This is a genomic window from Acuticoccus yangtzensis, assembly GCF_001927245.1.
GTDB lineage: Bacteria > Pseudomonadota > Alphaproteobacteria > Rhizobiales > Amorphaceae > Acuticoccus > Acuticoccus yangtzensis.
In genome coordinates this window covers 325,577-347,947 of the sequence record NZ_MJUX01000001.1, presented here as the reverse complement: position 1 = coordinate 347,947, position 22,371 = coordinate 325,577, and the positions used below count along the sequence as shown (strand labels likewise).

Genomic DNA, 22,371 nt, shown 5'->3' with positions numbered 1-22,371 from the left:
TGCCATGACCGATCTCGACTCGATCACGCACGGTCTGCCGACGAAGTCCGCGAAGATCCGTGCTCTGCACGCGCATGGAGTCCCGCGCGCCGACATCGCGCGCCACCTCGGCATCCGCTATCAGCACGTCTACAACGTGCTGCAGCAGCCTCTTGCCGCCACACGCCCGGGCGCAGCGCCCCCGGTGGCGCCGGGTCCGGCCGCGGGAGAGGCGGACGAGGGCGTCCGCCTGGAGCGGGTCGCGGTCGACGCCGGCGGCGTGGTCACGCTGCCGCCTCACGTCCTCGCGGCGATGAAGGTGAGCGGAGCCGAGGATCTCATCGCGCGGGTGGACGGCGATGGTGAACTGCATTTGTCGACGGCGCGCGGCGCACTCGACAAAGTTCGCCGCATGATCGCCGAAAGCGACTTCGCCGGACGTTCGGTGGTCGATGAATTGATCGCCGAGCGCCGCGCGGAAGCCGCGCGCGAAGAGGCCGAGTCCATCCTCGCGGATCCGCAGAGGACATGACCGCTGTCCTCGATAGTTCCGCCGTTCTCGCCTACCTCTGGAGCGAGCCGGGAGCGGACGGGGTCATCGAGGCCATGGACGGAACGGCGGTAATCTCGACCGTCAACGTCGCCGAGATCGCCAGCAAGCTGGACGACATGGGGATGGACGACGCGGCCGTGCGCTCGGTCGTCCTGGCACTCAGTATCACCTCCGTCGATTTCGATGGGGATCAGGCTCTTCTCGCCGGACAACTCCGGCGTCAGACCCGGCATCGCGGCCTTTCTCTCGGAGACCGCGCTTGCCTTGCGCTCGCCCTCACCCAGAAGGGCACCGTCTATACGACCGATCGCGCCTGGCTCTCGCTGGAGTTGGGGCTGGAGATAAGGATCACGCGATGAGCCTCCGTCCATGACCATCCTGACCTCGTCCATCTCCCCCCGGTCCGAGGCGTTCGCCGCCAATCGTGCGGCGATGGAAGCGCAGTTCGAGACTGCCCGCGCCGTGGCCGACGCCGCGCTGATGGGCGGCGGCGAGGCGGCGCGCGAACGTCACCTGAAGCGCGGCAAACTGTTGCCGCGCGACCGGGTGCAGGGGCTCCTCGACCCCGGATCGCCGTTCCTGGAAATCGGCCTCTTCGCCGCCAACGGCATGTACAAGAACGAGGTGCCGGCGGCGGGCGCCATCGCAGGCATCGGCCGCGTCATGGGGCGCGAGGTGATGGTTCTCGCCAACGATGCCACGGTGAAGGGCGGCACCTACTACCCCGTCACCGTGAAGAAGCACCTGCGCGCCCAGGAGATCGCCGAGGAGAACCGCCTGCCGTGCGTCTACCTCGTCGATTCGGGCGGGGCGAACCTTCCCAACCAGGACGAGGTCTTTCCCGACCGCGACCACTTCGGCCGCATCTTCTACAATCAGGCGAGGATGTCGGCGAAGGGGATAGCGCAGATCGCCGTCGTCATGGGCTCGTGCACCGCGGGCGGCGCCTACGTCCCGGCGATGAGTGACGAGACCATCATCGTCAAGGATCAGGGCACCATCTTCCTCGCCGGGCCGCCTCTGGTGCGCGCGGCGACGGGCGAGATCGTCACCGCCGAGGATCTGGGCGGCGGCGACGTCCACACCCGCCTCTCCGGCGTCGCCGATCACCTCGCCACCGACGACCTCCACGCGCTGGAGCTCGCCCGCCGCGCCATCGCCAACCGCGCCGAGCCGCGCCCCGCCACGGTCGCCTTCACCGTGCCCGAGGATCCGGCCTACGACCCGGCGGAGATCATGGGCATCGTCCCCGCCGATCCCAAGACGCCGTTCGATGTGCGCGAGGTGATCGCCCGCGTCGTCGACGGCTCGCGCTTCGACGAGTTCAAGGCCCGCTACGGCACCACGCTCGTCTGCGGTTTCGCGCACATCTGGGGCATTCCGGTCGGCATCGTCGCCAACAACGGCGTGCTCTTCGCCGAAAGCGCGATGAAGGGCGCCCACTTCGTCGAACTCTGCTCGCAGCAGAAGATCCCGCTGGTCTTCCTGCAGAACATCACCGGCTTCATGGTCGGCCGCGCCTACGAGGCGGGTGGCATCGCCAAGCACGGCGCCAAGCTCGTCACCGCCGTGTCCACCACCGCCGTGCCGAAGATCACCATGCTGATCGGTGGGTCCTACGGCGCCGGCAACTACGGCATGGCCGGCCGGGCCTACCAGCCGCGTTTCCTGTGGACCTGGCCCAACAGCCGCATCGCGGTGATGGGCGGCGAGCAGGCCGCGCGCGTCCTCGCCATCGTCAAGCGCGACGGGATCGAGCGGAAGGGCGGCACCTGGTCGGACGCCGAGGAAGCCGCGTTCAAGCAGCCCACCATCGACATGTTCGAGCGCCAGTCACACCCGCTCTACGCCTCGGCGCGACTGTGGGACGACGGCATCGTCGACCCGGTGAAGACCCGCGACACGCTGGGCCTGTCCCTCGCCGCCACCCTCAACGCGCCGATCCCGGACACCCGGTTCGGCCTGTTCAGGATGTGAGCGCGATGTATCCCGAAACACTCATCATCACCGTTCAGTGGATCGGCGGCGGGATGCCTCACGATGCGCTGAGGCGGTTGTTCGACCGCGTCCTGCGGTCCATCGAGCCGTACGACGATGCCGATTGGCTCAACGAGTTCACGGAGCCCAAGGACAAGAGGGCCGGCATCATCATCGAGGCGAAAAGCGCCGAGGCGGCCTATGAGCGGCTGCGCGCCGTGCTCGAGACCGACGGGTTGATCGCCGACTCGAACATCTTCGCCACCGCGACACTGCGCAAAGGCCTGATCAACGAGCATGACGCGCCGAGCCGTCATATCCATCTCGTCCCCGGCCGAACCCCCTTCAGGCTGACATGAAAAAGCTCCTCATCGCCAACCGCGGCGAGATCGCCTGCCGCGTCATCCGCTCGGCCCGCGAGCGCGGCATCGCCACCGTCGCCGTCTATTCCGAGGCGGACCGGGACGCGCTGCACGTCAAGATGGCCGACGAGGCGGTGGCGATCGGCCCCGCCGCGGTCGCCGAAAGCTACCTGAAGGCGGAGCGCATCATCGCCGCCGCCAAGCTGACGGAGGCCGACGCCATCCACCCCGGCTACGGTTTCCTGTCCGAGAATCCGTCCTTCGTGGAGGCGGTGGAGGCGGCGGGGATCACCTTCGTCGGCCCGCCTGCCTCCGCCATCCGCGCGATGGGTCTGAAGGACGCGGCAAAGAAGCTGATGCAGGAGGCGGGCGTCGCCGTCGTCCCGGGCTATCACGGCGAGGCGCAGGACGTTGAGACGCTGGCGGCCGAGGCGGAGCGCATCGGCTACCCGGTGCTCATCAAGGCGCGCGCGGGCGGCGGCGGCAAGGGCATGCGCCGGGTCGAGCGTGCGGCCGACTTCGCCGCCGCGCTGGAGGGGGCGCAGCGCGAGGGCGCGTCGTCCTTCGGCGATCCCCACTGCCTCATCGAAAAGTACATCGAGAAGCCGCGCCACATCGAGATCCAGGTGTTCGGCGACCGTCACGGCAACATCGTCCACCTCAACGAGCGCGACTGCTCGCTGCAGCGGCGGCACCAGAAGGTGATCGAGGAAGCGCCCGCGCCGGGGATGCCTGCCGCCATGCGCGCGGCGATGGGCGAGGCTGCCGTCACCGCCGCCAAGGCGATCGGCTATGTCGGGGCGGGGACGATCGAATTCATCGTCGACGCTTCCGAAGGTCTGCGCGAAGACCGCTTCTATTTCATGGAGATGAACACGCGGCTGCAGGTCGAGCACCCGGTGACCGAGCTGATCACCGGCCTCGACCTCGTGGCGCTGCAGCTTTCCGTGGCGGACGGTGCGCCGCTCCCCTTCACCCAGGCCGACGTCGGCATCCACGGCCACGCTTTCGAGGCGCGGATCTATGCCGAGGACGCCGCGCGCGACTTCCTGCCCGCCACCGGCACGCTGACGACGCTGCGCCTTCCCTCCGGCGAGGGGGTGCGGATCGACACCGGCGTCGTCGAGGGCGACCGCATCACGCCGTTCTACGACCCGATGATCGCCAAGCTGATCGTCTGGGGGCCGGACCGGGAGAGCGCGCTGAACCGCCTGTCGCGCGCGCTGGCCGAGACGCGCGTGGCGGGGTCCGTGACCAACGTCGCCTTCCTCGCGCGGCTCGCGGCCCATGCGGGGTTCGCGGCGGGGGATGTCGACACCGGCTTGATCGGCCGTGACCAAGCGGCGTTGACCGCGCCCGTGGAGGCGGGGGGCGAAGCGCTCGCCGTCGCCGCCCTCGCCCAGCTCGGCCATCTGGCCCCGCGCGTGGCGGACGGACCGTTCGGCGCGCTGACCGGCTTCCGGAGCTGGGGCGGGGCGCGGCAGGCCGCCCGCTTCGAGGGGCCTGACGGGCGGATCGACGTTCCGGTGACGCTGTCGGGCGGCGTCTTCACCGTCGAGACGCCGGGCGGCCCGGTGACCATGCGCGTGGTGGACGCGGCGGACCCGGACCGGCTGCGGCTGGACGCGGGCGGGCGCATCTTCCCCGCCGGCATCGCGGCCGAGGCGGCGGCCGTCACCGTCTTCCTGGGAACGCACGCGTTCCGCTTCGCCGCCTACAGCGCGGCCGCCCATGCCGAGGAGGGCGCGGGCGGCGACAGCGTGGCGGCGCCCATGCCGGGGGCGGTGCGCGCGGTGCGAGTCGCCGCCGGTGACCGGGTGGAGAAGGGTGAGGCCCTCGTCGTCCTGGAGGCGATGAAGATGGAGCACACCATGGCCGCCCCGCGCGACGGCATCGTGGCCGAGGTGATGGTGGCCGAGGGCGACCAGGTGGAGGAGGGCGCTCTCCTCCTCGCCCTTCAGCCGGAGGAGTGACCCGTGCTCCCGGCCGCTGCCACCTGGGAAGAGCTGGACGCCGCCTTCCGGTGGGCGATCCCTGAGCGCTACAACATCGGCGTTGACGTGTGCGACCGCTGGGCCGCGGCGACACCGGATGCCCCCGCGATCATCGACGCGCGGCCGGGCGGCGGGGCGACCATCACCACCTTCGCGGCGCTGAAGGCTGCCTCCAACCGGTTGGCCAACGCACTGGCGGCGCGCGGCATCGGCCGCCACAGCGGCGGGGACGGAGCGGGCGGCGCGGACGGTGATGTCGGCGACCGCATCGGCGTTCTTCTGCCGCAGTGCGTGGAGACGGCGCTCGGCCACATCGCCTCGGCCAAGATGGGATGCGTGTCGATCCCGCTCTTCACCCTCTTCGGCGTCGACGCGCTGCGCCACAGGCTGCGCGATTCGGGCGCCCGCGCTGTGATCACCAACGCCGTGGGCGCGGCACGCATCGCCGCCATCCGAGCCGACCTTCCGGCACTCGACGCGGTGCTGTCCGTCGACGGGGCGGGGGACGGCGCGGAGGATTTCGCCGCCGCCTGCGCCGGGATGAGCGCCGACTTCACACCGGTGGACACGCTGGCGGAGGATCCGGCGATCCTCATCTACACCTCCGGCACCACGGGCGACCCCAAGGGGGCGCTGCACGCCCACCGGGTGCTTCTCGGCCATCTGCCGGGTGTGGAGGTCAGCCACAACCTGATGCCGCAGCCGGGCGATCTCATCTGGACCCCGGCCGACTGGGCGTGGATCGGCGGTCTGCTCGACGTTCTGATGCCCGCCCTCCACCACGGCCTTCCCGTGGTCGCGTGCCGGTTCGACAAGTTCACCGGCGAGGCGGCGCTGGCGCTGATGGCCGAGCAGGGGGTGCGCAACGCCTTCCTGCCGCCGACCGCGCTGAAGATGATGCGCCTTGTGCCGGACGCCGAGCGGTTCGGCCTTCGCCTGCGCTCGGTCGCGTCCGGCGGGGAGACCTTGAGCCCGGAGCTGATCGCCTGGGGTGAGCGCGTGCTCGGCACCACCATCAACGAGTTCTACGGCCAGACCGAGTGCAACATGATCGTCTCCTCCTGCAGCGCGCTGGAGCCGGTGACGCCAGGTGTCATGGGCCGCGCGGTGCCGGGACACCGTGTGGCGGTGGTCGATCCGGTAACGGGCGCGCCGCTTGCCGACGGCGAGGAGGGGGCCATCGCGGTGGCTGCACCGGACCCGGTGATGTTCCTCGCCTATTGGAACAATCCCGCCGCGACGGCTGAGAAATTCGTCACCGCGGACGGGGTGCGCTGGCTTCTCACCGGCGACCGCGGCGTGTCGCGGGACGGGCGGATCACCTTCGTCGGGCGTGATGACGACGTGATCAGCTCGGCCGGCTACCGGATCGGTCCGGCAGAGGTGGAGAACTGCCTCATCTCCCACCCCGCGGTGGAGTTGGCGGGCGTCGTCGGTAAGCCGGACGCGCTGCGTGGATCGGTCGTCGCCGCCTATGTGACGTTGGCGCAGGGCTACGAGCCGAGCGACGCCCTGGCGGCCGAGATCGCCGCCCATGTGAAGGTGAGGTTGGCGGCGCACGAATACCCGCGTTCGGTGGTCTTCCTGGAGGCGATGCCGCTGACGACGACGGGAAAGATCATCCGCTCACGTCTGCGTGAATTGGCGGCCACCGACTAAAGTCGCAACGCGCCGGGCGATGGCATTCCAAGCTCTCGTTCCAGTTATTGCCTCAATGCAATAGGTTTCACTTGGTTCGCCCGCGTAGAGGGTCCGGTGAAGGCCGCAGATCGCCTTGCATTCATTCATGTGATGTAAAAAAGCGGCTTAATGGCCTGTGAAATTTCACGTGTTCGATCAAGCATGGCATGCCAGATAAGTTTGCTCGGCCACTATTGCACCTCCGCACGATATGTATTTATGTTGCTTTTGGGGCGTATGGTGTGACGTTCCATCGATCGGGTTCGTGTCCGGCTGGGTATGTTCTTGAAGGCCGCCGTTGGCGGTCGCCGTTTCGAGACATGCTGCGGCTCGTTCCGCCGGCCGTTGTCAACTTTCTTTCACGCCGCGCCGCATGATACTGCGGCATCTGTCATAAATATTTGAGGCTACGCTGCGATAACTTGGCGGTATCGAGATGTTTCGCGGTCGACACCGGCGGAGGCGTCGAGATGGCGCGGACGTTTCGAGGCGAGACCGTGCCGTGGCGCCGAAATATGGCAAAAGATCGGTCGTTATGTGAAGTGCTTTTCAATTCATCCGGATTAGCGCGACGATCCTCACAGCCAGGGCCCCGCACGCCGTCATGTTCGTGTTGCGGGGCGCCCTCTACCCGCGAAGGAGACACCTGTGCCCGACCTTGGCGCACTGCAAACCTGTCACGACGAGAAGGGGAAGCTCATCTTTGTTCAGGCCAGCCGGTTGGCGCCGCGGGCCGGACGGAGTGGGGGCGCGGAATGTCCGCACTGTCACAAGGCGCTGGGGGAGAGCGACCTTGCCTGGCGGCTGCTCATCTCCCCGCGGACCGACACGGTCCAGTAATGGCTGCGAGGCGGGAGCGGGCCCCGACCCGCTCTCGCCCGCCTCGCGTGGGTTGCGCGGTGTCCGGCGCTCCGGCGCGGCGTTCCGTGTCCGGCGCGGTGTGCCCCGTCGAGCGCTCCTTGCCGGTCCGGCGCGGTGTGCCGCGTCGAGCACTCCTGGCCGGTCCGGCTTGCTGCGCCGCGTCGAGCGCTCCTTGCCAGCTCCGGCGCTGCCTGCCGCGCTCGACGTTGCCGGTCCGTCCGGCGCTGCCTGTCAGTTCGGCGCGGCCTGACTCATCTCACGCGGCTCGTTGGGTGAAGGCGATAGACGAATTAGCGGCGCGCGTTTTTGGCGGTCATCTGCCCGTATAGTGATATTCGTCCGGGTGTTGCGGCCGGCCGTCATGAGCGGGACGCCCCGTCTTCGAGCCAGCGGCGGCGCAGCGCACGGCCGCCTTCATTGCGGCAACAACGCGGAATCGATTGGAGGCATGCAGCGCAAGGTACGGCTCTCACCGCGGTGCGAACCTTAACGCGACCGTGTAATGCGCTGATCAAGGGGTGCGGGGAAGTTTTAGCGGGCGTGCTGCGCCTCGGCCCTTTCCGGAGGCCGAGGCGCAGCTGATGGACGTCGTCCGTCCGCCACTGGCGTTCGCGGGTGCGTCTCCACCCGAACGCGCTCCTTGCCATCCTCGAGCCGTGCGACACGTCGCCTGTACCCCGGCGCGCCAAGCGCCGAGCGACAGCCGTCCGTCGCAGCCACGTCCCCAGATACGGCCGTTTCCTTCAAGAGCGCCGGCCCCCCGGCCGGTCGTGCCCAGCGATCTGAAGCCGCTGTTGTGGCAATTCTTCACCACTTTGAATGCGGCGTGTCAATCCATCATTTAACGGCCTTCGCTGAACAATTAGCGATCGCTGGAATATGACGTTTTCGCCTGCCTGCCCCGCAGCCTACGGCCCCCTGGATGCGTTGCGTCCGGGGCGACAAAATGCGAGTTTAAAGGCGTGGAGAGTTACGATCATATGGCTGCCGACGAGTTCGGCGCAGGTGCCGCCATCGAAGCCGATGGCGCACCCTCGACGACGCGCGACAAGTTGCTGGAAGCGGCCAGCACCCTCATGCGCACCCGCGACACGATCGACGTGTCCCTCAGCGACATCGCCCAGACGGCGAAGGTCAACGCTGCATTGGTGAAATATTATTTCGGCAATAAGCGCGGTCTCGTCCTGGCGTTGCTCGAGCGCGATCTGTCGAATGCGGTCGCGCAATTGCGTGACCTCATGCAGACCGAGGTGCGCCCCACCCAGAAGATGAAGTACCATCTCTCCGGCCTGATCCGGATGTACTTCTATCGCCCCTACCTCAACCGCCTGTTGATGGCGGTGATGCGCGACGCGAACGAGCCCGCCGCCCGCGAGATCGCGCTCTCCTACTGCGCGCCGATCATCGAGGCCTACGAGCAGATGGTGGCGGACGGCGTGGCCGCAGGCGAGTTCAAGCCCGTCGATGCCAAGTTCCTCTATTTCACCATCATCGGCGCTTGCGATCAGATCTTCTCCGCCCGCTATGTGCTGCGTTATGTCCACGGCGTCGAAGAGATCGACGACGCGCTGCGCCGCGCCTACACCCGCCAGGTGATCGACCTGATCATGGGCGGCCTCCTCGTGTGCGACGCTCCGCTGAGCGACTGACGCCCGGCCGACCAAAGGCCGGTCCCCCAGAAGCGTGACGAGCGACAGCCGCCCCGCCGGGTCGGCCGCGCCGCCCCCGTCAGCCCGTCGTTCGGCGCGCTTGTCGCCATTGGCAGACGGCGCGCCCCCGCCTATGACTTTAACTGAATAGTTAAATCGTGGCGAGGAATGTCCAATGTCAGGCATCGAAGGGCTCAGCGTCGAGCGGGTCGGCGACGTGACCGTGTTGCGGCTCGACGACGCGGCGTCCATGAACGCGCTGACCGAGGACATCGGCGCCGGGCTCATCGCGGCGCTGAAGGACGCCGAACGCACCGCCGGCGCGGTCGTCTTGACCGGCGGCGAGCGGGCCTTCTCCTCCGGCGCCAAACTCTCCGGCGAGGCGGGGCTCGGCCGGCCGGGCGAAGACCTCGGCGCTGTTCTGGAACGCACCTACAATCCGTTGATGCTCACGATCCGTGATCTCGGCGTCCCCTTCGTGACGGCGGTGCGGGGCGCGGCGGCCGGCATCGGGGCCTCCCTCGCCATGTCCGGGGACATCATCGTCGCCGGCCGCTCGGCTTATTTCCTGGAAGCGTTCGCGCGCATCGGCCTGGTGCCGGACGGCGGGGCCAGCGTCATGCTCACCCGCGCGGTCGGCCGGGTGAGGGCGATGGAAATGATGCTCCTCGCCGAAAAACTCCCGGCCGAGACGGCGCATGAATGGGGGCTCGTCACCCGCCTCGTCGACGACGGCGACGTCGAACCGGTGGCACTCGACATCGCCGCACGGCTGGCGGCGGGGCCGCGCCTCGCGCTCCGGTTGATTCGGCGTGCGGCGTGGGCGGCGAGCGAAAGCACCTTCGAGGAGACGTTGCAGCGCGAGGCGGCCTGGCAGAGCGAAGCGGGGCGCCACCCGGACTTCGCCGAGGGCGTCGCCGCCTTCCGCGCCAAGCGGCCGCCCGCGTTCGGCCGGACCTGAGGCCGGGCCCGCACCCGGAATTCGCCAACATCGACAGCGGTTGTGCCGGGCTGAACGGCAGCGTCGGCCTTCACGTGTGCGCTGCGCCAAGGTTGCTGCGGCGAAGTCAAGACGTTTTGCAAATCATCTTGATATCTGGTACACAAGAGCATGTATTGTTGCGTCCAGTCCTTGCACTTTTGGCGCGCATTTCTCGTGTTTTTGCAGGTATGCCATATTCCTGTACGAGAAATGACTTGTTCACTATTCCCCGAATAGGGAACGTGAGGCGGAAGCGGCCGGTTGGGTTTGAGACCGTCGCGGGCGGCGGACGGGACGGTGTGGGACCGTCCGGAGCCCCATGGTCGCCATCACCTGCCGCAAAGGGATGAACGTGCGCATGGAGACGATTGCGATTCGCGCTGCTGTGGAGATTGGTGAGCGCACGGCGGTGTCCTCCCGCGCTGCGCCATCGCCTGCGCCCCCTCCGGCGCCGGCCACGATGCGCGGCGCAGGAGCTGGAGCCGTGGCCGGTGCGGACACCGCGGCACATCAGGGCGCCGCTGCAGGCCCCGGCGCCGCTGCAGGCCCCGGCGCCGCTGCAGGCCCCGGCGCCGCTGCAAGTCCCGACGTCGCGGCAAGTCCCGAGGCCGTGGCCGGTGCTGGCGCCGGCACACCCCTTTATGTTGACGGGCACGGCGCCATCCTCGCCACCGATCTCACGTTGGAAAGCGTCCTCGGCGCCATGCGCCACAATCCCAAGGCGTTGTGGCGCCTTCCCCTTTGGATTGTGGCGGGCCAGGCGCGCGCGGAACTGGCCTCCCGCGCAAGCCTCGACATGGCGTTGCTGCCGTTGAACGAGGCGGCTCTGACCCGGATCGCCGATGCGCGCGCCGCGGGTCGCCGCGTCGTCTTCGTGACCCACGCGGACGCCGCGCTTGCGGGCGCCTTCGCCGATCATCTCGGCCTGTTCGATGCCGTCATCGCCTCCACCGCCGAAACGCCGCTGGACCGCTGCGCTATGCGCGAGGCCATCGCCGCCGACGCCGCCCTCCACGGCGGGACGGTGTTCGATTATCTCGGCCGCGACCCGGTCCTGCTGGACGCCGCGCGCCGCGGAGCATCGACCGACCGCCGCCACAAGGGCGAGACGATCCATCGGGATCGGCCGGGCCTGCGCGAGGTCGTGAAGGCGCTACGGGTTCATCAGTGGCTGAAGAATGCGTTCCTCTTCGTGCCTCTCGCCCTCACGATCGACCGGGCGGGCGTCGCGGACATCGCCCACTCCATCGTCGCGTTCCTGGCGTTCTCGCTGGTCGCCTCGGCCACCTATGTGGTCAACGATCTTCTCGACCTTCAGTCCGACAGGCGTCACGCCTCCAAGTGCCTCAGGCCGTTGGCGGCGGGGCGGCTGTCGATCCGGCAGGGGGCCGGGCTCGGGTTGGCGGTCTTTGCCGCCGGTGCGGCGCTCGCCGCCATGCTCCCGTTCGCGTTCCAGGCGCTGCTCGCCTGCTACATCGTCGTCACGCTCAGCTATTCGATCGCCGTGAAGCGGATGCTGCTGCTCGACGTGCTGACGGTCTCCGGGCTGCACACGCTGCGCATCATGGCCGGCGGGGCGGCACTCGGCATCGAGGTCAGCTATTGGCTGCTCTCCTTCTCGCTCTTCTTCTTCCTCTCTCTGGCGCTCGCCAAGCGCTACACGGAGCTCGCCGAGGTCGGCGAGACGGCGGACCGCGCCAGCACCGGCCGCGGCTACCGCTACGTCGACCTCGAGACCCTGGCGCTGATGGGCGTGTGCTCCAGCTTCTCCGCCGTCGTCGTGTTGGCGCTTTATATCCGCGCTCCGGTGACGCTCGACGAAGTGACCCATCCGTGGCTGATGTGGCCGATCTGCCCGCTGATGCTCTACGCCTTGGCGCGGATCTGGATCCTGGCGCGGCGGCGCGAGCTTCAGGAGGACCCCGTGTGGTTCGCGCTGACCGATTGGCGCTCGCAGGTGACCTTCGGCCTGACGGCGCTGATCTATCTGGTGGCGCACGTTGTCTGATCGCGCGCTGTCCCGCGCGGCGGCGGGCACCTCGTCCGCCGCTGAGGGCCGCGCCGCCCCCGCACCGCGGCGAGAGGGCGAGGCGGCACGCTTCCAGCCCTGGGGGCTGCCGGGGCCGGGCGATGCCTCCCGTGCCGTTCCGGCCGTGCACTTTCCTCTGCCGGGCCTGGCGCTCCCGTTCGGCGCCGGCCGTTCCTATGGCGACAGTTGCACCTTGGCCGACGGCCCGCTGCTGGATGCGCGGCCCGGCGCCCGCATCCACGATTTCGATCCGTCGACCGGCCTCGTCGTCGCCGACGCGGGGGTCAGCCTCGGCGCGCTGATGGCCCACGTGGCGCCGCGGTTCATGCTGCCTGTGGTGCCGGGGACGCAGTTCGCCACCCTCGGCGGGGCGATCGCCAACGACATTCACGGCAAGAACCACCACCGGCGCGGCAGCTTCGGCGCCCATGTGGAGGCGCTCACCCTGCGCCGGTCGGACGGCTATCGCCACGAGCTGGCGCCGGGCGAGCCGCTCTTCGCCGCCACGGTCGGCGGAATGGGGATGACCGGGATCATCGAGCGCGCGGCGGTGCGGCTGATGCCCGTCGCCTCCCAGGCGGTGCGCCAGGCCACCGTGCGCCTCTCCGGCCTCGCCGACTATTTCGCCCGCGCCGAGGAGGCGGACGCGGCGCACGAATATGCCGTCGCGTGGATCGACAGCCTGGCGACGGGCGACCGGCTCGGCCGCGGCCACCTCATCACCGGCGACCATGCGAAGGGCGAGGCGCCCGGCGGCCGCACGCGCCGACGCCTCACGGTGCCGGTGACGCCGCCGGTCAGCCTCCTCAACCGCCTCACGCTCGGCGCCTTCAACGCGCTCTACCACGCCCGCGTGCCGCGCGGCGGCGAAACGAAGGTGGTGCCCGCCTCGGCCTTCTTCTTCCCGCTCGACGCGGTCGGCCACTGGAACCGCCTTTATGGGCCGCGCGGGCTCCACCAGCACCAGTCGGTCCTGCCCCACGCCCACGCCCAAGAGGCGGTGAGGGAGATGCTGCGGCTCGCCCACAACCACGGCCACGCCTCGTTTCTGACGGTGCTGAAGCGGCTCGGCGCGAACCAGTCGCCCGCCATCATCTCCTTCGCCCGCTCCGGCGTCACGCTGACCCTGGACTTTCCCGACAAGGGCCCGGCAACCCTCGCGCTCCTCGACGCGCTGGACCGCGTGACGCTCCAGGCCGGGGGCGCCATCAACCCCTACAAAGACCGGCGCATGTCGGCGGCCGCCTTCGACCAGTCCATGCCCGATTGGCGGCTGGTGGAGGCGGTGCGCGACCCGCACATCGTGTCCGATTTCTGGCGGCGCACCGCGCTCGCCCTCTCACGCTCCGAGGCTGACGCTGCATGACCATGCTGCCCTTCATCCTGTTCACGGTGTTCACCAACGCCGCAGCCCAGATGATGCTCAAGCAGGGAATGCTCTCCATGGGCGGGATCGACCTCGGCGGGGGCAACCTCGTCGTCAAGCTCCTCGGCATCGTCTTTCACCCGTGGGTGTTCGCCGGCCTGGTGACCTTCGTCATCTCCATGGCGTCCCACCTCTACGTGTTGTCCAAGGTGGAGCTCTCCTTCGCCTATCCCTTTTTGTCGCTGGCCTACGTCGCCGTCGCGGTCGCCGCCTGGCTCATGTTCGGCGAGAACCTCAACGCATTGCGCGTCGCCGGGATCGCGCTGATCTGCGCCGGGACGGTGCTGATCGCCCAAGGCGGCGAAGGCGGCGAGCAGGGGGCAGCGGCCGCCGGTGCGGCAACCACCATCGAAGGGCGTTCCTCATGAAGCACATCCTCATCGGCGGTGACGGCTTCGTCGGCCGCCACCTCGCCCCGCTGCTGCTCGCCGACGGGGCCGAGGTCGTCGTGGTCGACGTGACCCGGTCCGACCTGCCCCATTATGCCGATGCGACGCACATCACCTGCGACATTCGCGATGCGGACGCGGTGCGGCGGATCCCCTTCGGGCCCGACGATATCGTCCACAACCTCGCCGCCAAGATGCTGTCGCCGCTGCAGAAGCGGCGCGACCGGCATGCGTTCTTCTGGCCCACCAACTTCACCGGCGCGTCCAACGTGCTGGACCAGATGCGCGCGTCGGGCGCCCACCACTTCATCCAGTTCACCACCGACATGATCTACGGTCACACGGTGGAGAACCCGCAGACGGAAAGTCACCCGCGCGCGCCGCTGGGCGAATATGGCGCCTCCAAGCTCGCCATCGAGGAGCGGTGCGAGGCGATGCGGGCCGAGGGGATGATGATCACCATCATGCGCCCGCGCCTGATCATCGGGCCGGGGCGTCTCGGCATTCTCGCGAAGCTGTTCAAGCTGATCGACGCCAATCTGCCGGTGCCGATGATCGGTTCGGGCAAGCACCCCTACCAGTTCGTCTCGGTCTACGACTGCGCCCAGGCGTCCTATCTGGCGGCGAAGTATCAGTGCCCGAACGCGGCCTACAATCTCGGCTCCAAGAACCCGCCGTCGGTGCGCGCTCTGCTCGGCAGTCTCATCAAGGCGGCCGGATCGCGCTCCGTGCTGGTGCCGACGCCGGGGCCGCTGGTAAAGCTGACGCTGGCCGCATTCGACCGGGTCAACCTGCCGATCATGGATCCGGAGCAATATCTCATCGCCGATGAATATTGCGTGCGCGACACCACCGCGATCGAGACCGATCTCGGCTGGCGCGCCCGCCACGACGACAGCGCCATGTTGAACGCCGCTTATGCCGAGTATCGTGGCCACCCCGTGCCGGAGAAGGCGAGCGCCGAGATCCTGCCCGCCTGAACCCGCCGTCCGACCCGTCCTTCACCCGTTGTGGAGTTGCCACCTTGTCCGCCGAGATGACCCCGACACACCCGATCGCCAAGCCGGACCTTCTCACCGTGGAGGACGCCAAGGCGCTCGGCGTTGGCGAGATGGCCGACCTCTTCAAGGCCCACCTCAACCCCGGCCAGCTCCATTTCATGAAGCTGCTCGGCTTCGACAAGGTGAAGGTCGAGAGCGCGCGCGGCATGTATTATGTCGACCAGAACGGCCGGCAGATCCTCGACTTCTTCGGCGGCTTCGGCAGCCTCGCCTTCGGTCACAACCATCCGCGCATCCTCGCCGCCCGTAAACGCTTCCAGGACGAGGAGCGGCACGAGATCGCCATGGCCTTCCTCTCCCAATACGCGGCGGCGCTGGCGGCCAATCTCGCCCGCATCTCGCCCGGCGACCTCGACATGGTGTTCCTCGGCTCGTCCGGCTCGGAGGCGATGGAGGCGGCCATCAAGCTCGCCGAGCGCGCGTCCGGCAAGAAGAACGTCAAGACGATCTACGCCCAGAATGCCTTCCACGGCAAAACCAAGGGCGTGTTGTCGGTCACCGATTCGCCGCTCTACCGGGGCGATTTCCGCGTGGTGGAGAACACCGTGCGCGTCCCCTTCGGCGATCTCGCGGCGATCCGCGCCGCCGTGGACGCCGATCCCGACATCGGCGTCGTCTGCCTGGAGACGGTGCAGGGGGGCGGCGGCATCATCGGCGCGCCGACCGCGTTCTGGCAGGGCCTTCGCGCATTGTGCGACGAGCGCGGCCTCATCTGGGTGGCGGACGAGGTGCAGTGCGGCCTCGGGCGCACCGGCCGGTTCTATGCGTTCGAGCATCACGGCGTGGTGCCGGACATCACCGCGCTCGCCAAATCCCTGGGCGGCGGCAAGTGCGCCATGGCCGCGATGATCGCCCGGCGCGGCATCTACATGAAGGCCTATGGCAAGCCGAAGGATGCGTTGATCCACGGCCCCGCCACCTTCGGCGGTATCGGCGAGGCGTCGATCACCGCCATCGAGGGCCTCAACATCCTCTACGACGAAGGGCTGATCGACAACGCGGCCGAGATGGGCGCCTACATGCTCGCCCGGCTGACCGCGCTGCAGGAGAAATATCCCTCCATCATCAAGGAGGTGCGCGGGCACGGGCTGATGGTCGGGCTGGAGCTGCACGACTTCTCGCGCACGATGCCGATGGTCGTGCGCCCGCTGCTGGCGGTGATGGACGACAAGCTGAAAGGCTCGCTCGCCGGCTTCCTCGGCGCGGCGCTCCTGCGCGAGGCGGACATCCTCGTCGCCTTCACCGAGTATAACCGCAACGTCATCCGCCTGGAGCCGCCGCTGATCGTGGGCAAGGCGGAGGTGGACCGGCTGGCCGATGCACTGGACACCATCCTCGGGCGCGGCGTCGTCAGCCTTGTGAAAGGGTTCGTCGCCTCCAAGGCGGGCGGCGGGCGGGACGCTGCGCCCGCCCAGGCCGCGGCCGCGGTGTGACCCCCATGCGGGCCGAAGCACCGCACGGCGCAGCGAAGCCTCTGGCGGGCGCCGCCGCGCAAGACGGCGCCGCGGCAGAAGACGCAGGCCGCACCGCACCGGGCGGGACCGCATCGGGCGGGACCGAAGCAGGCCGCACCGCACCGGACCGGACCGCGGGGGAGGGGCGCGGGCTGCCCCCCGTCGCGGCCATCCCCGTCGTGCGCACGCTCCTCGTCACGCTGGCCCGGCTGGCGCGGCGGTACTGGAACGCGCTCGCGGTCCTCATCTTCGCCGCGCTCTTCGCCGCCACCGCGCTCGCCGCCGTCTTCGTCCCGCGGATCGACTTCGACCTTCTCGCCTACACCGCCGCGGTGCTGGAGGAGGACGGGCAGAGCGCCGAAGACCTTCACGCCGCCGCCTACGCCGCCGTCCAAGCGCGGTCGCCCGAGCGGGCGTGGTTCGATCTGCGCCTCTCCAGCCCCTACCGGCAGGCGATGTGGGAGGACCCGGCCGCGTTCGTCTCGCAGCTCGGCATGTACCGGGTGAAGGCCGGCTACAACTGGCTGCTCGGCACGGTGATGCAGGTGACCGATCCCGTGCGCGCCGCGGCGCTCATCAACGCCGGTGCCGTCGCGCTGATCGGCGTCAGCGTGCTCGCCTTCATGGCCACCGGCGGGGCGGTCGGCGCGCTCCCCTTCGCGGGCTTCGCGCTGATGGTGGCGGGCCTCTTCTCGGTCTGCCTCTCCACCCAGCCGGACGCGATCTCCTCGGTGCCCACCATCGCGGGGCTGCTCATCCTGTCGCGCGGCCGGTTCGCGCTGGCGGCGGCGGTGCTCGCGCTCGGCGTGCTCCTCAGGGCGGACAAGCTCATCGTCCTCTTCGCGCTGCTGCTGGCGAGCCTTTATTTCGGGCGCGGGCGCATCGCGGCGGCGGCGGGTTTCGCCGCAGGCTGCGCGCTCGCGGCCGTCGCCAGTGCGGGGGCCGACTATCCCGGCTGGTGGCCGCATCTGTGGTTCAGCGTCATCGAGCTTCAGGTCGACATGACCGACTTCGCGCCGCCCTTCAGCGTCGGCGTCTACCTCTCCACGCTGGTCGAGCAGGTGGGGGCGAGCCTGGACTTCGGGCGCTGGATCCCGATCGCCGGGCTGGTGATGCTCGGCTGGGCGAGGCTCGCCGTCTGCGGTCCGGCGCTGCCCACACCCGTTCACATGGCGATGGTGGTGATCGCCCTGTCGATCTTCGGCAAATTCATCGTCTTCCCGTTGCCGCCGGACCGGATCTACTTCGCCCTCGTCGGCGCGGCGGCCGTGATCCTCATCGCCGCCGCCCGGCCGACGCTGAGCCTGCCGCGCCGGAGCGGTTGACCGGCAAGGCCCGCGGCCGCCGTGCCGGGAAGGCCCCGGCCGTACCGAAGACGCCGGGAGCCGCGGCGCCCCGGCTCGGTTCAGCGCCCCGCCGGCGCCGCTGTCGCGCTCAGCGCCAGAGCGAAACGCAGGGGATCTTCGTGCGGTCGCAGCGGTCGGCGTAGCGGCGGGCGATGTCCGTCACCTCCGCCATCAGCCCCTTCTCCAGCGTGATCGGCTCCAGGCCGAGGTGCAGGAAGCGGTCGTGCGCCACGTGCAGCTCGTTCTCCGCCGCCTCGTTGCGCGGATTGTCGAGGTAGGCGATCTCGACACCCGTCTGCGTCGCGATCATCTGCGCCAGATCGCGGATGCGGTGCGTCTCGGTCATCTGGTTGAGGATGTTCACGCGCTCACCGGCCTGCGGCGGATTCTCGATGGCGAGCTCCACGCACTTGCACGTGTCCTTGATGTGGATGAAGGCGCGCGTCTGCCCGCCCGTGCCGTGAACCGTCAGCGGATAATTCACCGCCGCCTGCATCAGGAAGCGGTTCAGCACCGTGCCGTAGTCGCCGTCATAGTCGAACCGGTTGATGAGCCGGTCGTCGGACGAGGTTTCGTCCGTCTGCGTGCCCCACACGATGCCCTGGTGAAGGTCCGTGATCTTCACCTTGTCGTTCTTGTTGTAGTAATGGAAGAAGAGCTGATCCTGCGTCTTCGTCATGTGGTAGATCGAGCCGGGGTTGGCCGGGTACAGGATTTCCTGGTCGGTCAGCCCGTTCTCGGTGTCCACCTTGATCTGCAGGTAACCCTCAGGGATCTTCATGCCCGCGGTGCCGTAACCGTAGACGCCCATGGTGCCGAGGTGGACGAGATGCACGTCCACCCCCGATTCCACGATCGCGCACAGCACGTCATGCGTCGCCGTCAGGTTGTTGCGCACTGTATAGCGCTTGTGCATCGCCGACTTCATCGAGTACGGCGCGGCGCGCTGCTCGGCGAAGTGGACGATCGCGTCCGGCTGCTCCTCGATGATGAGGGAAAGCAGGCGATGATAATTCTCACCCACCGTGAAATTCAGGTGACGGATGGTCTGGCCGCTGACGTCTTTCCAGGCGGCCAAACGCTCCGACAGGTGGCGGATCGGCGTGAGCGATTCCACCTCCAGTTCGACGTCGATCTTCCGGCGGGAGAGATTGTCGACGATGATGACCTCGTGACCCCGTTTCGAGAGGTGAAGGCTCGTGGGCCAGCCACAAAAGCCGTCACCGCCGAGGACGATGATCTTCGCCATTTAAGAACGCTCCGAACAGGGTCTGATCGACCTGGGTGGGATGAAACGGCGGCGGACAGGTCACCCGCCACCGGGAAGGTGATCCGCCTTACACGTAAACAGCGCCATATTTAAAGGGGTGGAATGGTTGGTATGCGCCGGCGAAAGGGCCGCGGCCCACTGTTGGCCCTTTTTGCGGACTTTGCTAGGGACAACCGACTCTGAGGAGGTTCACCTGAATGACCGTCTACCCCGTGATTCTGGCCGGCGGAAAAGGGACCCGGCTCTGGCCGATGTCGCGCGCCGATAAGCCCAAGCAGTTCCTTCCGATGCACGGGGAGCACAGCCTCTTCCAGAAGACGGTCGAGCGCCACCTCGGCCTCGACGGCATCGGCCATCCGGTGATCGTTTGCGGCGAGAACGACCGCTTCCAGGTGGACGACGGGTTGAAGGGCATCGGCGTCGGCGATGCGCACGTGGTCATCGAGCCGTCGAGCCGCAACACGGCACCGGCCATCGCCGCGGCGGCCGAGGTGCTGCTGCGCGAAGACCCCGAGGCGATCCTCTTCGTGCTGCCGTCCGACCATCTGGTGCAGACCGACGAAGGCTACTTCAAGACCGTCGACGCTGCCGTCCAGGCTGCGCGCGAAGGGAAGATGGTCACCTTCGGCGTGATGCCGACGCACCCCGAAACCGGCTACGGCTATATCGAGGCCGGCGCAGGTGACGCGATGGTCCGGCCCGTGGCGAGCTTCGTCGAGAAGCCGCCCGCGGACGAGGCGGCGCGCATGGTCGCCGCCGGCGGCTATTATTGGAACGCAGGCTTCTTCGCTTTCAGCGCCAAGGCCCTGCTGGACGAATTGAAGGCCCATGCGCCGGATGTGGTGGCCGCCGCCGTCGCGGCGGTGGACGCTGCGGGGGGCGAGCCCGGTCTCGTCAATCTCGGCGCCGCCGCCTGGGCCGGTGCGCCGGACATTTCGATCGACTACGCCCTGTTCGAGCGTACGGACAAAGCCGTCGTCGCGCCGATCTCCTGCCGCTGGTCGGACGTCGGCTCCTGGCACGCCTATTGGGACAGCCTGGAGAAGGACGAGGCCGGCAACGCGGTGCGCGGCAAGGCCATCACGCTGGACACCACCGATTCCCTCATCGTCGCCGGTGAGCGGGACGTCGTGGCCCTCGGCCTCGACAAGATGGCCGTGGTCGCTGTGGAGGACGCCATCCTCGTCTGCCCGCTGGAGCGGTCGCAGGACGTCAAGAAGGTGGTGACGCTGCTGAAGGAGCGCCGCCGGAACGACATTCTGGACGTCTCGCCGACGGTGAACCGGCCGTGGGGCGGCTACACGTCGATCATGAACGGGCCGCGCTTCCAGGTGAAGCACCTGTTCGTATCGCCGGGTAAGCGGCTGTCATTGCAGAAGCATTATCACCGGGCCGAGCACTGGGTGGTGGTGCGCGGCACCGCCGAGGTGACGATCGACGACAAGGTGATCACCCTGTCGGAGAACCAGTCCACCTATCTGCCGCTCGGCTGCGTGCACCGTCTCGCCAACCCCGGCCGCATCATGCTGGAGGTGATCGAGGTGCAGACGGGGTCCTATCTGGGCGAGGACGACATCGTCCGCCTTCAGGACGAGTGGGGCCGCACCTAGCGGCTCTCCCCCGCCGGACGAGTGGGGCCGCACCTTGCGGCTCTTCCCCGCCGGACGAGTGGGGCCGCACTTCGCGGCTCTCCCCTTCCTGACGAGTAGGGCCGCACCTTGCGGCCTTACGGGGTCCCGCGCGGCCGCCCCCGGCGGCTCAGACGGAGCTGCCGCCCTCCGCACCGCCGATGATCAGCGGTCCATAGAGAAGCTGCGCGAAGAGGCGTGACGGGCGCACCGACGACCAATAGGTCGTGCGCGCGAGCCGTGCGGCGGTGCGGCTGGCGTTCGGATCCTCCGCCAACCGCCGCACCGCATCCCCCAGCGCTTCGACCGACGGGCACGAGACGACGCGGTTGCGCACCGTCCCCGCGAACGTGGTCCCGCCGAGGGTGAGGACCACCTTGCCGGCCGCCATCGCATGAAGTGCGAGCACGGAGTGGTGCTCGGCCAGCCCCTCCACCGGCAGCAGGACCGCGTCCACCTGCTGCAGCGCGGAAAGGTAGACGCTGCGGCTAAGATAGTCGTCGATCAGCGACACGTTGCGTTCGGGCAGGGCGGCGAGCGCGGCGCGCGTGGTCAGAACGTCGTCCGGCAGCGGCGCCCCGGACGGGTTCGGCCGGACCTGCACCACGAAGCGCACCTGGCGCGGGTTGGGCATCGCCGCATTCACCGCGCGGATGACCGCGGGCAGATTGTGGAAGCCGTTCTTCGCCGTGGGGGCGCTGAAATAGCCGAGGGTGAAGCGGCCGGGGGCAGCATCCGTCGGCGCGGCCAGGGCGATTTCGGGCGGGGTGTCCAGCGGCACGACGGGGATGCCGAAGGCTTGGCTCAGGCGTTGGGCCAGCGGGCGCGTCCAGGCGTAGAGGAAGGTCGACGTCCGCTCGCTGTTGAGCTGGTGGATGGCCGAGCCGATCCGCTCCAGCGCGGCGAACCGCTGGCGATTGGGCATGGTCTCCGCATCCCACCACGTGGCCAGGTGCACGAAGGGACGCGAGGCGGCAGGCTGCTGCGCCAGAAGCTCCACGACGATGGCGTAGAGCGAGGCATCGCAGACTGGGAAGAAGAGGTGGCGCTTGCGGCTGAAGCGCGTGGCCGAGATGACCCAGCTCACCCGCTCGCGAAGCTGGGCGAACGCCTCGGCCTGTTGCGCGTCGGGCATCGCCGCGATCTCCGCCAGCGCGCGGGAAAATCCGCCGCCGCCGAACTCGCGGCTGTCGCGATGGCCGATGACGATGGTGCGCAGGCTGAGGCGCTTGGCACATTCGCAGATGCGCGTGCACAGATCGTCGTGAGCGGGTTCGGCCGGGCTGGTCGAAGGGTCGACGATCACGATCTCGTGGTCGAGCCCGTTGGTGCGGGCGATTTCCGGCAGGGCGGCGTTGCGCAGGAGGGCGAATTCGATATCGGTGATCGGCGGCTGCGACCAGACGGGATCGAGGGAGAGGTTCTTCGTCCCCATCTGAAGTTTGCGCGAAGGGCTGCCGATGGCGCCGATCGAGGCCAGAGGCGAGACGGCCGTCGTCGCTCCGGCCGATGTCTCGGCGGATCGCATGGTCGATGTGAAAGGCGGTGTCGTATCACGCCCTTGCACGGATGCTGATCTCCTTCCCCGGCCCGCGTTCTTGGTTTGCAGCGCGCGACCTCGCCCGGCGGTCGACGCTTGCGTCCATCCGATATCACCCGCCCGATGTCACACGGCGGGTTGCAGATCTAGCACGACGAAATCCGGCTTGACATCGTTCGACACACTTGGTG

At 68.6% G+C, this 22,371-nt stretch carries 17 protein-coding genes; 15 read left to right on the top strand and 2 right to left on the bottom strand.

Annotated elements, in window-relative coordinates:
* Nucleotides 1-4 precede the first annotated feature (4 nt).
* The 14 genes from BIX52_RS22355 to BIX52_RS01470 all read left to right on the top strand — a co-directional run bounded on the left by BIX52_RS22355 (nt 5) and on the right by BIX52_RS01470 (nt 17,721).
* Nucleotides 5-511: a hypothetical protein gene (locus BIX52_RS22355; protein ID WP_083659926.1), complete on the top strand. Its 507-nt coding sequence runs from the start codon at nt 5-7 to the stop codon at nt 509-511.
* Nucleotides 508-891: a type II toxin-antitoxin system VapC family toxin gene (locus BIX52_RS01535; RefSeq protein WP_075219250.1), complete on the top strand. Its 384-nt coding sequence runs from the start codon at nt 508-510 to the stop codon at nt 889-891. The genes BIX52_RS22355 and BIX52_RS01535 overlap by 4 nt, the downstream gene beginning before the upstream one ends.
* Nucleotides 892-901: 10 nt before the next feature.
* A complete protein-coding gene (locus tag BIX52_RS01530; protein ID WP_075219249.1) occupies nt 902-2,509 on the top strand; it encodes a carboxyl transferase domain-containing protein in 1,608 nt (535 codons plus the stop codon).
* A 5-nt stretch (nt 2,510-2,514) separates the two neighbouring features.
* Nucleotides 2,515-2,868 (top strand): hypothetical protein, encoded by a 354-nt coding sequence (locus BIX52_RS01525; RefSeq protein ID WP_075219248.1) that lies wholly within the window; start codon nt 2,515-2,517, stop codon nt 2,866-2,868.
* Entirely contained in the window at nt 2,865-4,844 is a 1,980-nt protein-coding gene (locus tag BIX52_RS01520; protein WP_075219247.1) for an acetyl/propionyl/methylcrotonyl-CoA carboxylase subunit alpha, read from the top strand. The genes BIX52_RS01525 and BIX52_RS01520 overlap by 4 nt, the downstream gene beginning before the upstream one ends.
* Before the next feature lie 3 nt (nt 4,845-4,847).
* Nucleotides 4,848-6,524, top strand: a complete 1,677-nt coding sequence (locus tag BIX52_RS01515; protein WP_075219246.1) for an AMP-binding protein — start codon at nt 4,848-4,850, stop codon at nt 6,522-6,524.
* Nucleotides 6,525-8,386: 1,862 nt separating this feature from the next.
* A complete protein-coding gene (locus BIX52_RS01505; protein ID WP_075219244.1) occupies nt 8,387-9,055 on the top strand; it encodes a TetR family transcriptional regulator in 669 nt (222 codons plus the stop codon).
* Nucleotides 9,056-9,230: 175 nt separating this feature from the next.
* On the top strand, nt 9,231-10,016 hold the full coding sequence (locus BIX52_RS01500) for an enoyl-CoA hydratase-related protein (RefSeq protein ID WP_075219243.1): 786 nt from the start codon (nt 9,231-9,233) through the stop codon (nt 10,014-10,016).
* 631 nt (nt 10,017-10,647) lie between these two features.
* Entirely contained in the window at nt 10,648-12,045 is a 1,398-nt protein-coding gene (locus BIX52_RS01495; RefSeq protein WP_075219242.1) for a UbiA family prenyltransferase, read from the top strand.
* A complete protein-coding gene (locus tag BIX52_RS01490) occupies nt 12,038-13,432 on the top strand; it encodes an FAD-binding oxidoreductase (RefSeq protein ID WP_205647670.1) in 1,395 nt (464 codons plus the stop codon). Before BIX52_RS01495 ends, BIX52_RS01490 begins: the two co-directional genes overlap by 8 nt.
* Nucleotides 13,429-13,860: an EamA family transporter gene (locus tag BIX52_RS01485; protein WP_075219241.1), complete on the top strand. Its 432-nt coding sequence runs from the start codon at nt 13,429-13,431 to the stop codon at nt 13,858-13,860. The genes BIX52_RS01490 and BIX52_RS01485 overlap by 4 nt, the downstream gene beginning before the upstream one ends.
* The gene (locus tag BIX52_RS01480; protein WP_075219240.1) at nt 13,857-14,861 is read left to right on the top strand and encodes an NAD-dependent epimerase/dehydratase family protein; all 1,005 of its coding nucleotides are present in this window, start codon (nt 13,857-13,859) and stop codon (nt 14,859-14,861) included. Before BIX52_RS01485 ends, BIX52_RS01480 begins: the two co-directional genes overlap by 4 nt.
* Nucleotides 14,862-14,917: 56 nt before the next feature.
* A complete protein-coding gene (locus tag BIX52_RS01475) occupies nt 14,918-16,375 on the top strand; it encodes an aspartate aminotransferase family protein (RefSeq protein WP_075220080.1) in 1,458 nt (485 codons plus the stop codon).
* Between the two features lie 5 nt (nt 16,376-16,380).
* On the top strand, nt 16,381-17,721 hold the full coding sequence (locus BIX52_RS01470) for a hypothetical protein (protein ID WP_075219239.1): 1,341 nt from the start codon (nt 16,381-16,383) through the stop codon (nt 17,719-17,721).
* A 109-nt stretch (nt 17,722-17,830) separates the two neighbouring features.
* On the opposite strand, the gene BIX52_RS01465 is transcribed toward BIX52_RS01470, so the two are convergent.
* Nucleotides 17,831-18,991 carry an NAD-dependent epimerase/dehydratase family protein gene (locus BIX52_RS01465; protein ID WP_075219238.1) on the bottom strand — a complete coding sequence of 387 codons (1,161 nt, stop codon included), beginning with the start codon at nt 18,989-18,991 and terminating at the stop codon, nt 17,831-17,833.
* A gap of 218 nt (nt 18,992-19,209) precedes the next feature.
* Between BIX52_RS01465 and BIX52_RS01460 the strand changes: the two genes are divergently transcribed.
* Nucleotides 19,210-20,622 carry a mannose-1-phosphate guanylyltransferase/mannose-6-phosphate isomerase gene (locus BIX52_RS01460; RefSeq protein ID WP_075219237.1) on the top strand — a complete coding sequence of 471 codons (1,413 nt, stop codon included), beginning with the start codon at nt 19,210-19,212 and terminating at the stop codon, nt 20,620-20,622.
* Between the two features lie 148 nt (nt 20,623-20,770).
* Here the strand turns inward: BIX52_RS01460 and BIX52_RS01455 are convergent, their stop codons facing one another.
* A complete protein-coding gene (locus tag BIX52_RS01455; RefSeq protein WP_075219236.1) occupies nt 20,771-22,168 on the bottom strand; it encodes a glycosyltransferase family protein in 1,398 nt (465 codons plus the stop codon).
* Nucleotides 22,169-22,371: the final 203 nt, after the last annotated feature.

Bases quoted from the DNA above. Each gene is read 5' to 3' on its own strand.
- BIX52_RS01470 (WP_075219239.1), top strand. From the start codon at position 16,381: ATGCGGGCCGAAGCACCGCACGGCGCAGCGAAGCCTCTGGCGGGCGCC.
- BIX52_RS01485 (WP_075219241.1), top strand. From the start codon at position 13,429: ATGACCATGCTGCCCTTCATCCTGTTCACGGTGTTCACCAACGCCGCA.
- BIX52_RS22355 (WP_083659926.1), top strand. From the start codon at position 5: ATGACCGATCTCGACTCGATCACGCACGGTCTGCCGACGAAGTCCGCG.
- BIX52_RS01475 (WP_075220080.1), top strand. From the start codon at position 14,918: ATGACCCCGACACACCCGATCGCCAAGCCGGACCTTCTCACCGTGGAG.
- BIX52_RS01460 (WP_075219237.1), top strand. From the start codon at position 19,210: ATGACCGTCTACCCCGTGATTCTGGCCGGCGGAAAAGGGACCCGGCTC.
- BIX52_RS01520 (WP_075219247.1), top strand. From the start codon at position 2,865: ATGAAAAAGCTCCTCATCGCCAACCGCGGCGAGATCGCCTGCCGCGTC.
- BIX52_RS01500 (WP_075219243.1), top strand. From the start codon at position 9,231: ATGTCAGGCATCGAAGGGCTCAGCGTCGAGCGGGTCGGCGACGTGACC.
- BIX52_RS01455 (WP_075219236.1), bottom strand. From the start codon at position 22,168: ATGCGATCCGCCGAGACATCGGCCGGAGCGACGACGGCCGTCTCGCCT.
- BIX52_RS01505 (WP_075219244.1), top strand. From the start codon at position 8,387: ATGGCTGCCGACGAGTTCGGCGCAGGTGCCGCCATCGAAGCCGATGGC.
- BIX52_RS01465 (WP_075219238.1), bottom strand. From the start codon at position 18,991: ATGGCGAAGATCATCGTCCTCGGCGGTGACGGCTTTTGTGGCTGGCCC.
- BIX52_RS01535 (WP_075219250.1), top strand. From the start codon at position 508: ATGACCGCTGTCCTCGATAGTTCCGCCGTTCTCGCCTACCTCTGGAGC.
- BIX52_RS01530 (WP_075219249.1), top strand. From the start codon at position 902: ATGACCATCCTGACCTCGTCCATCTCCCCCCGGTCCGAGGCGTTCGCC.
- BIX52_RS01480 (WP_075219240.1), top strand. From the start codon at position 13,857: ATGAAGCACATCCTCATCGGCGGTGACGGCTTCGTCGGCCGCCACCTC.
- BIX52_RS01525 (WP_075219248.1), top strand. From the start codon at position 2,515: ATGTATCCCGAAACACTCATCATCACCGTTCAGTGGATCGGCGGCGGG.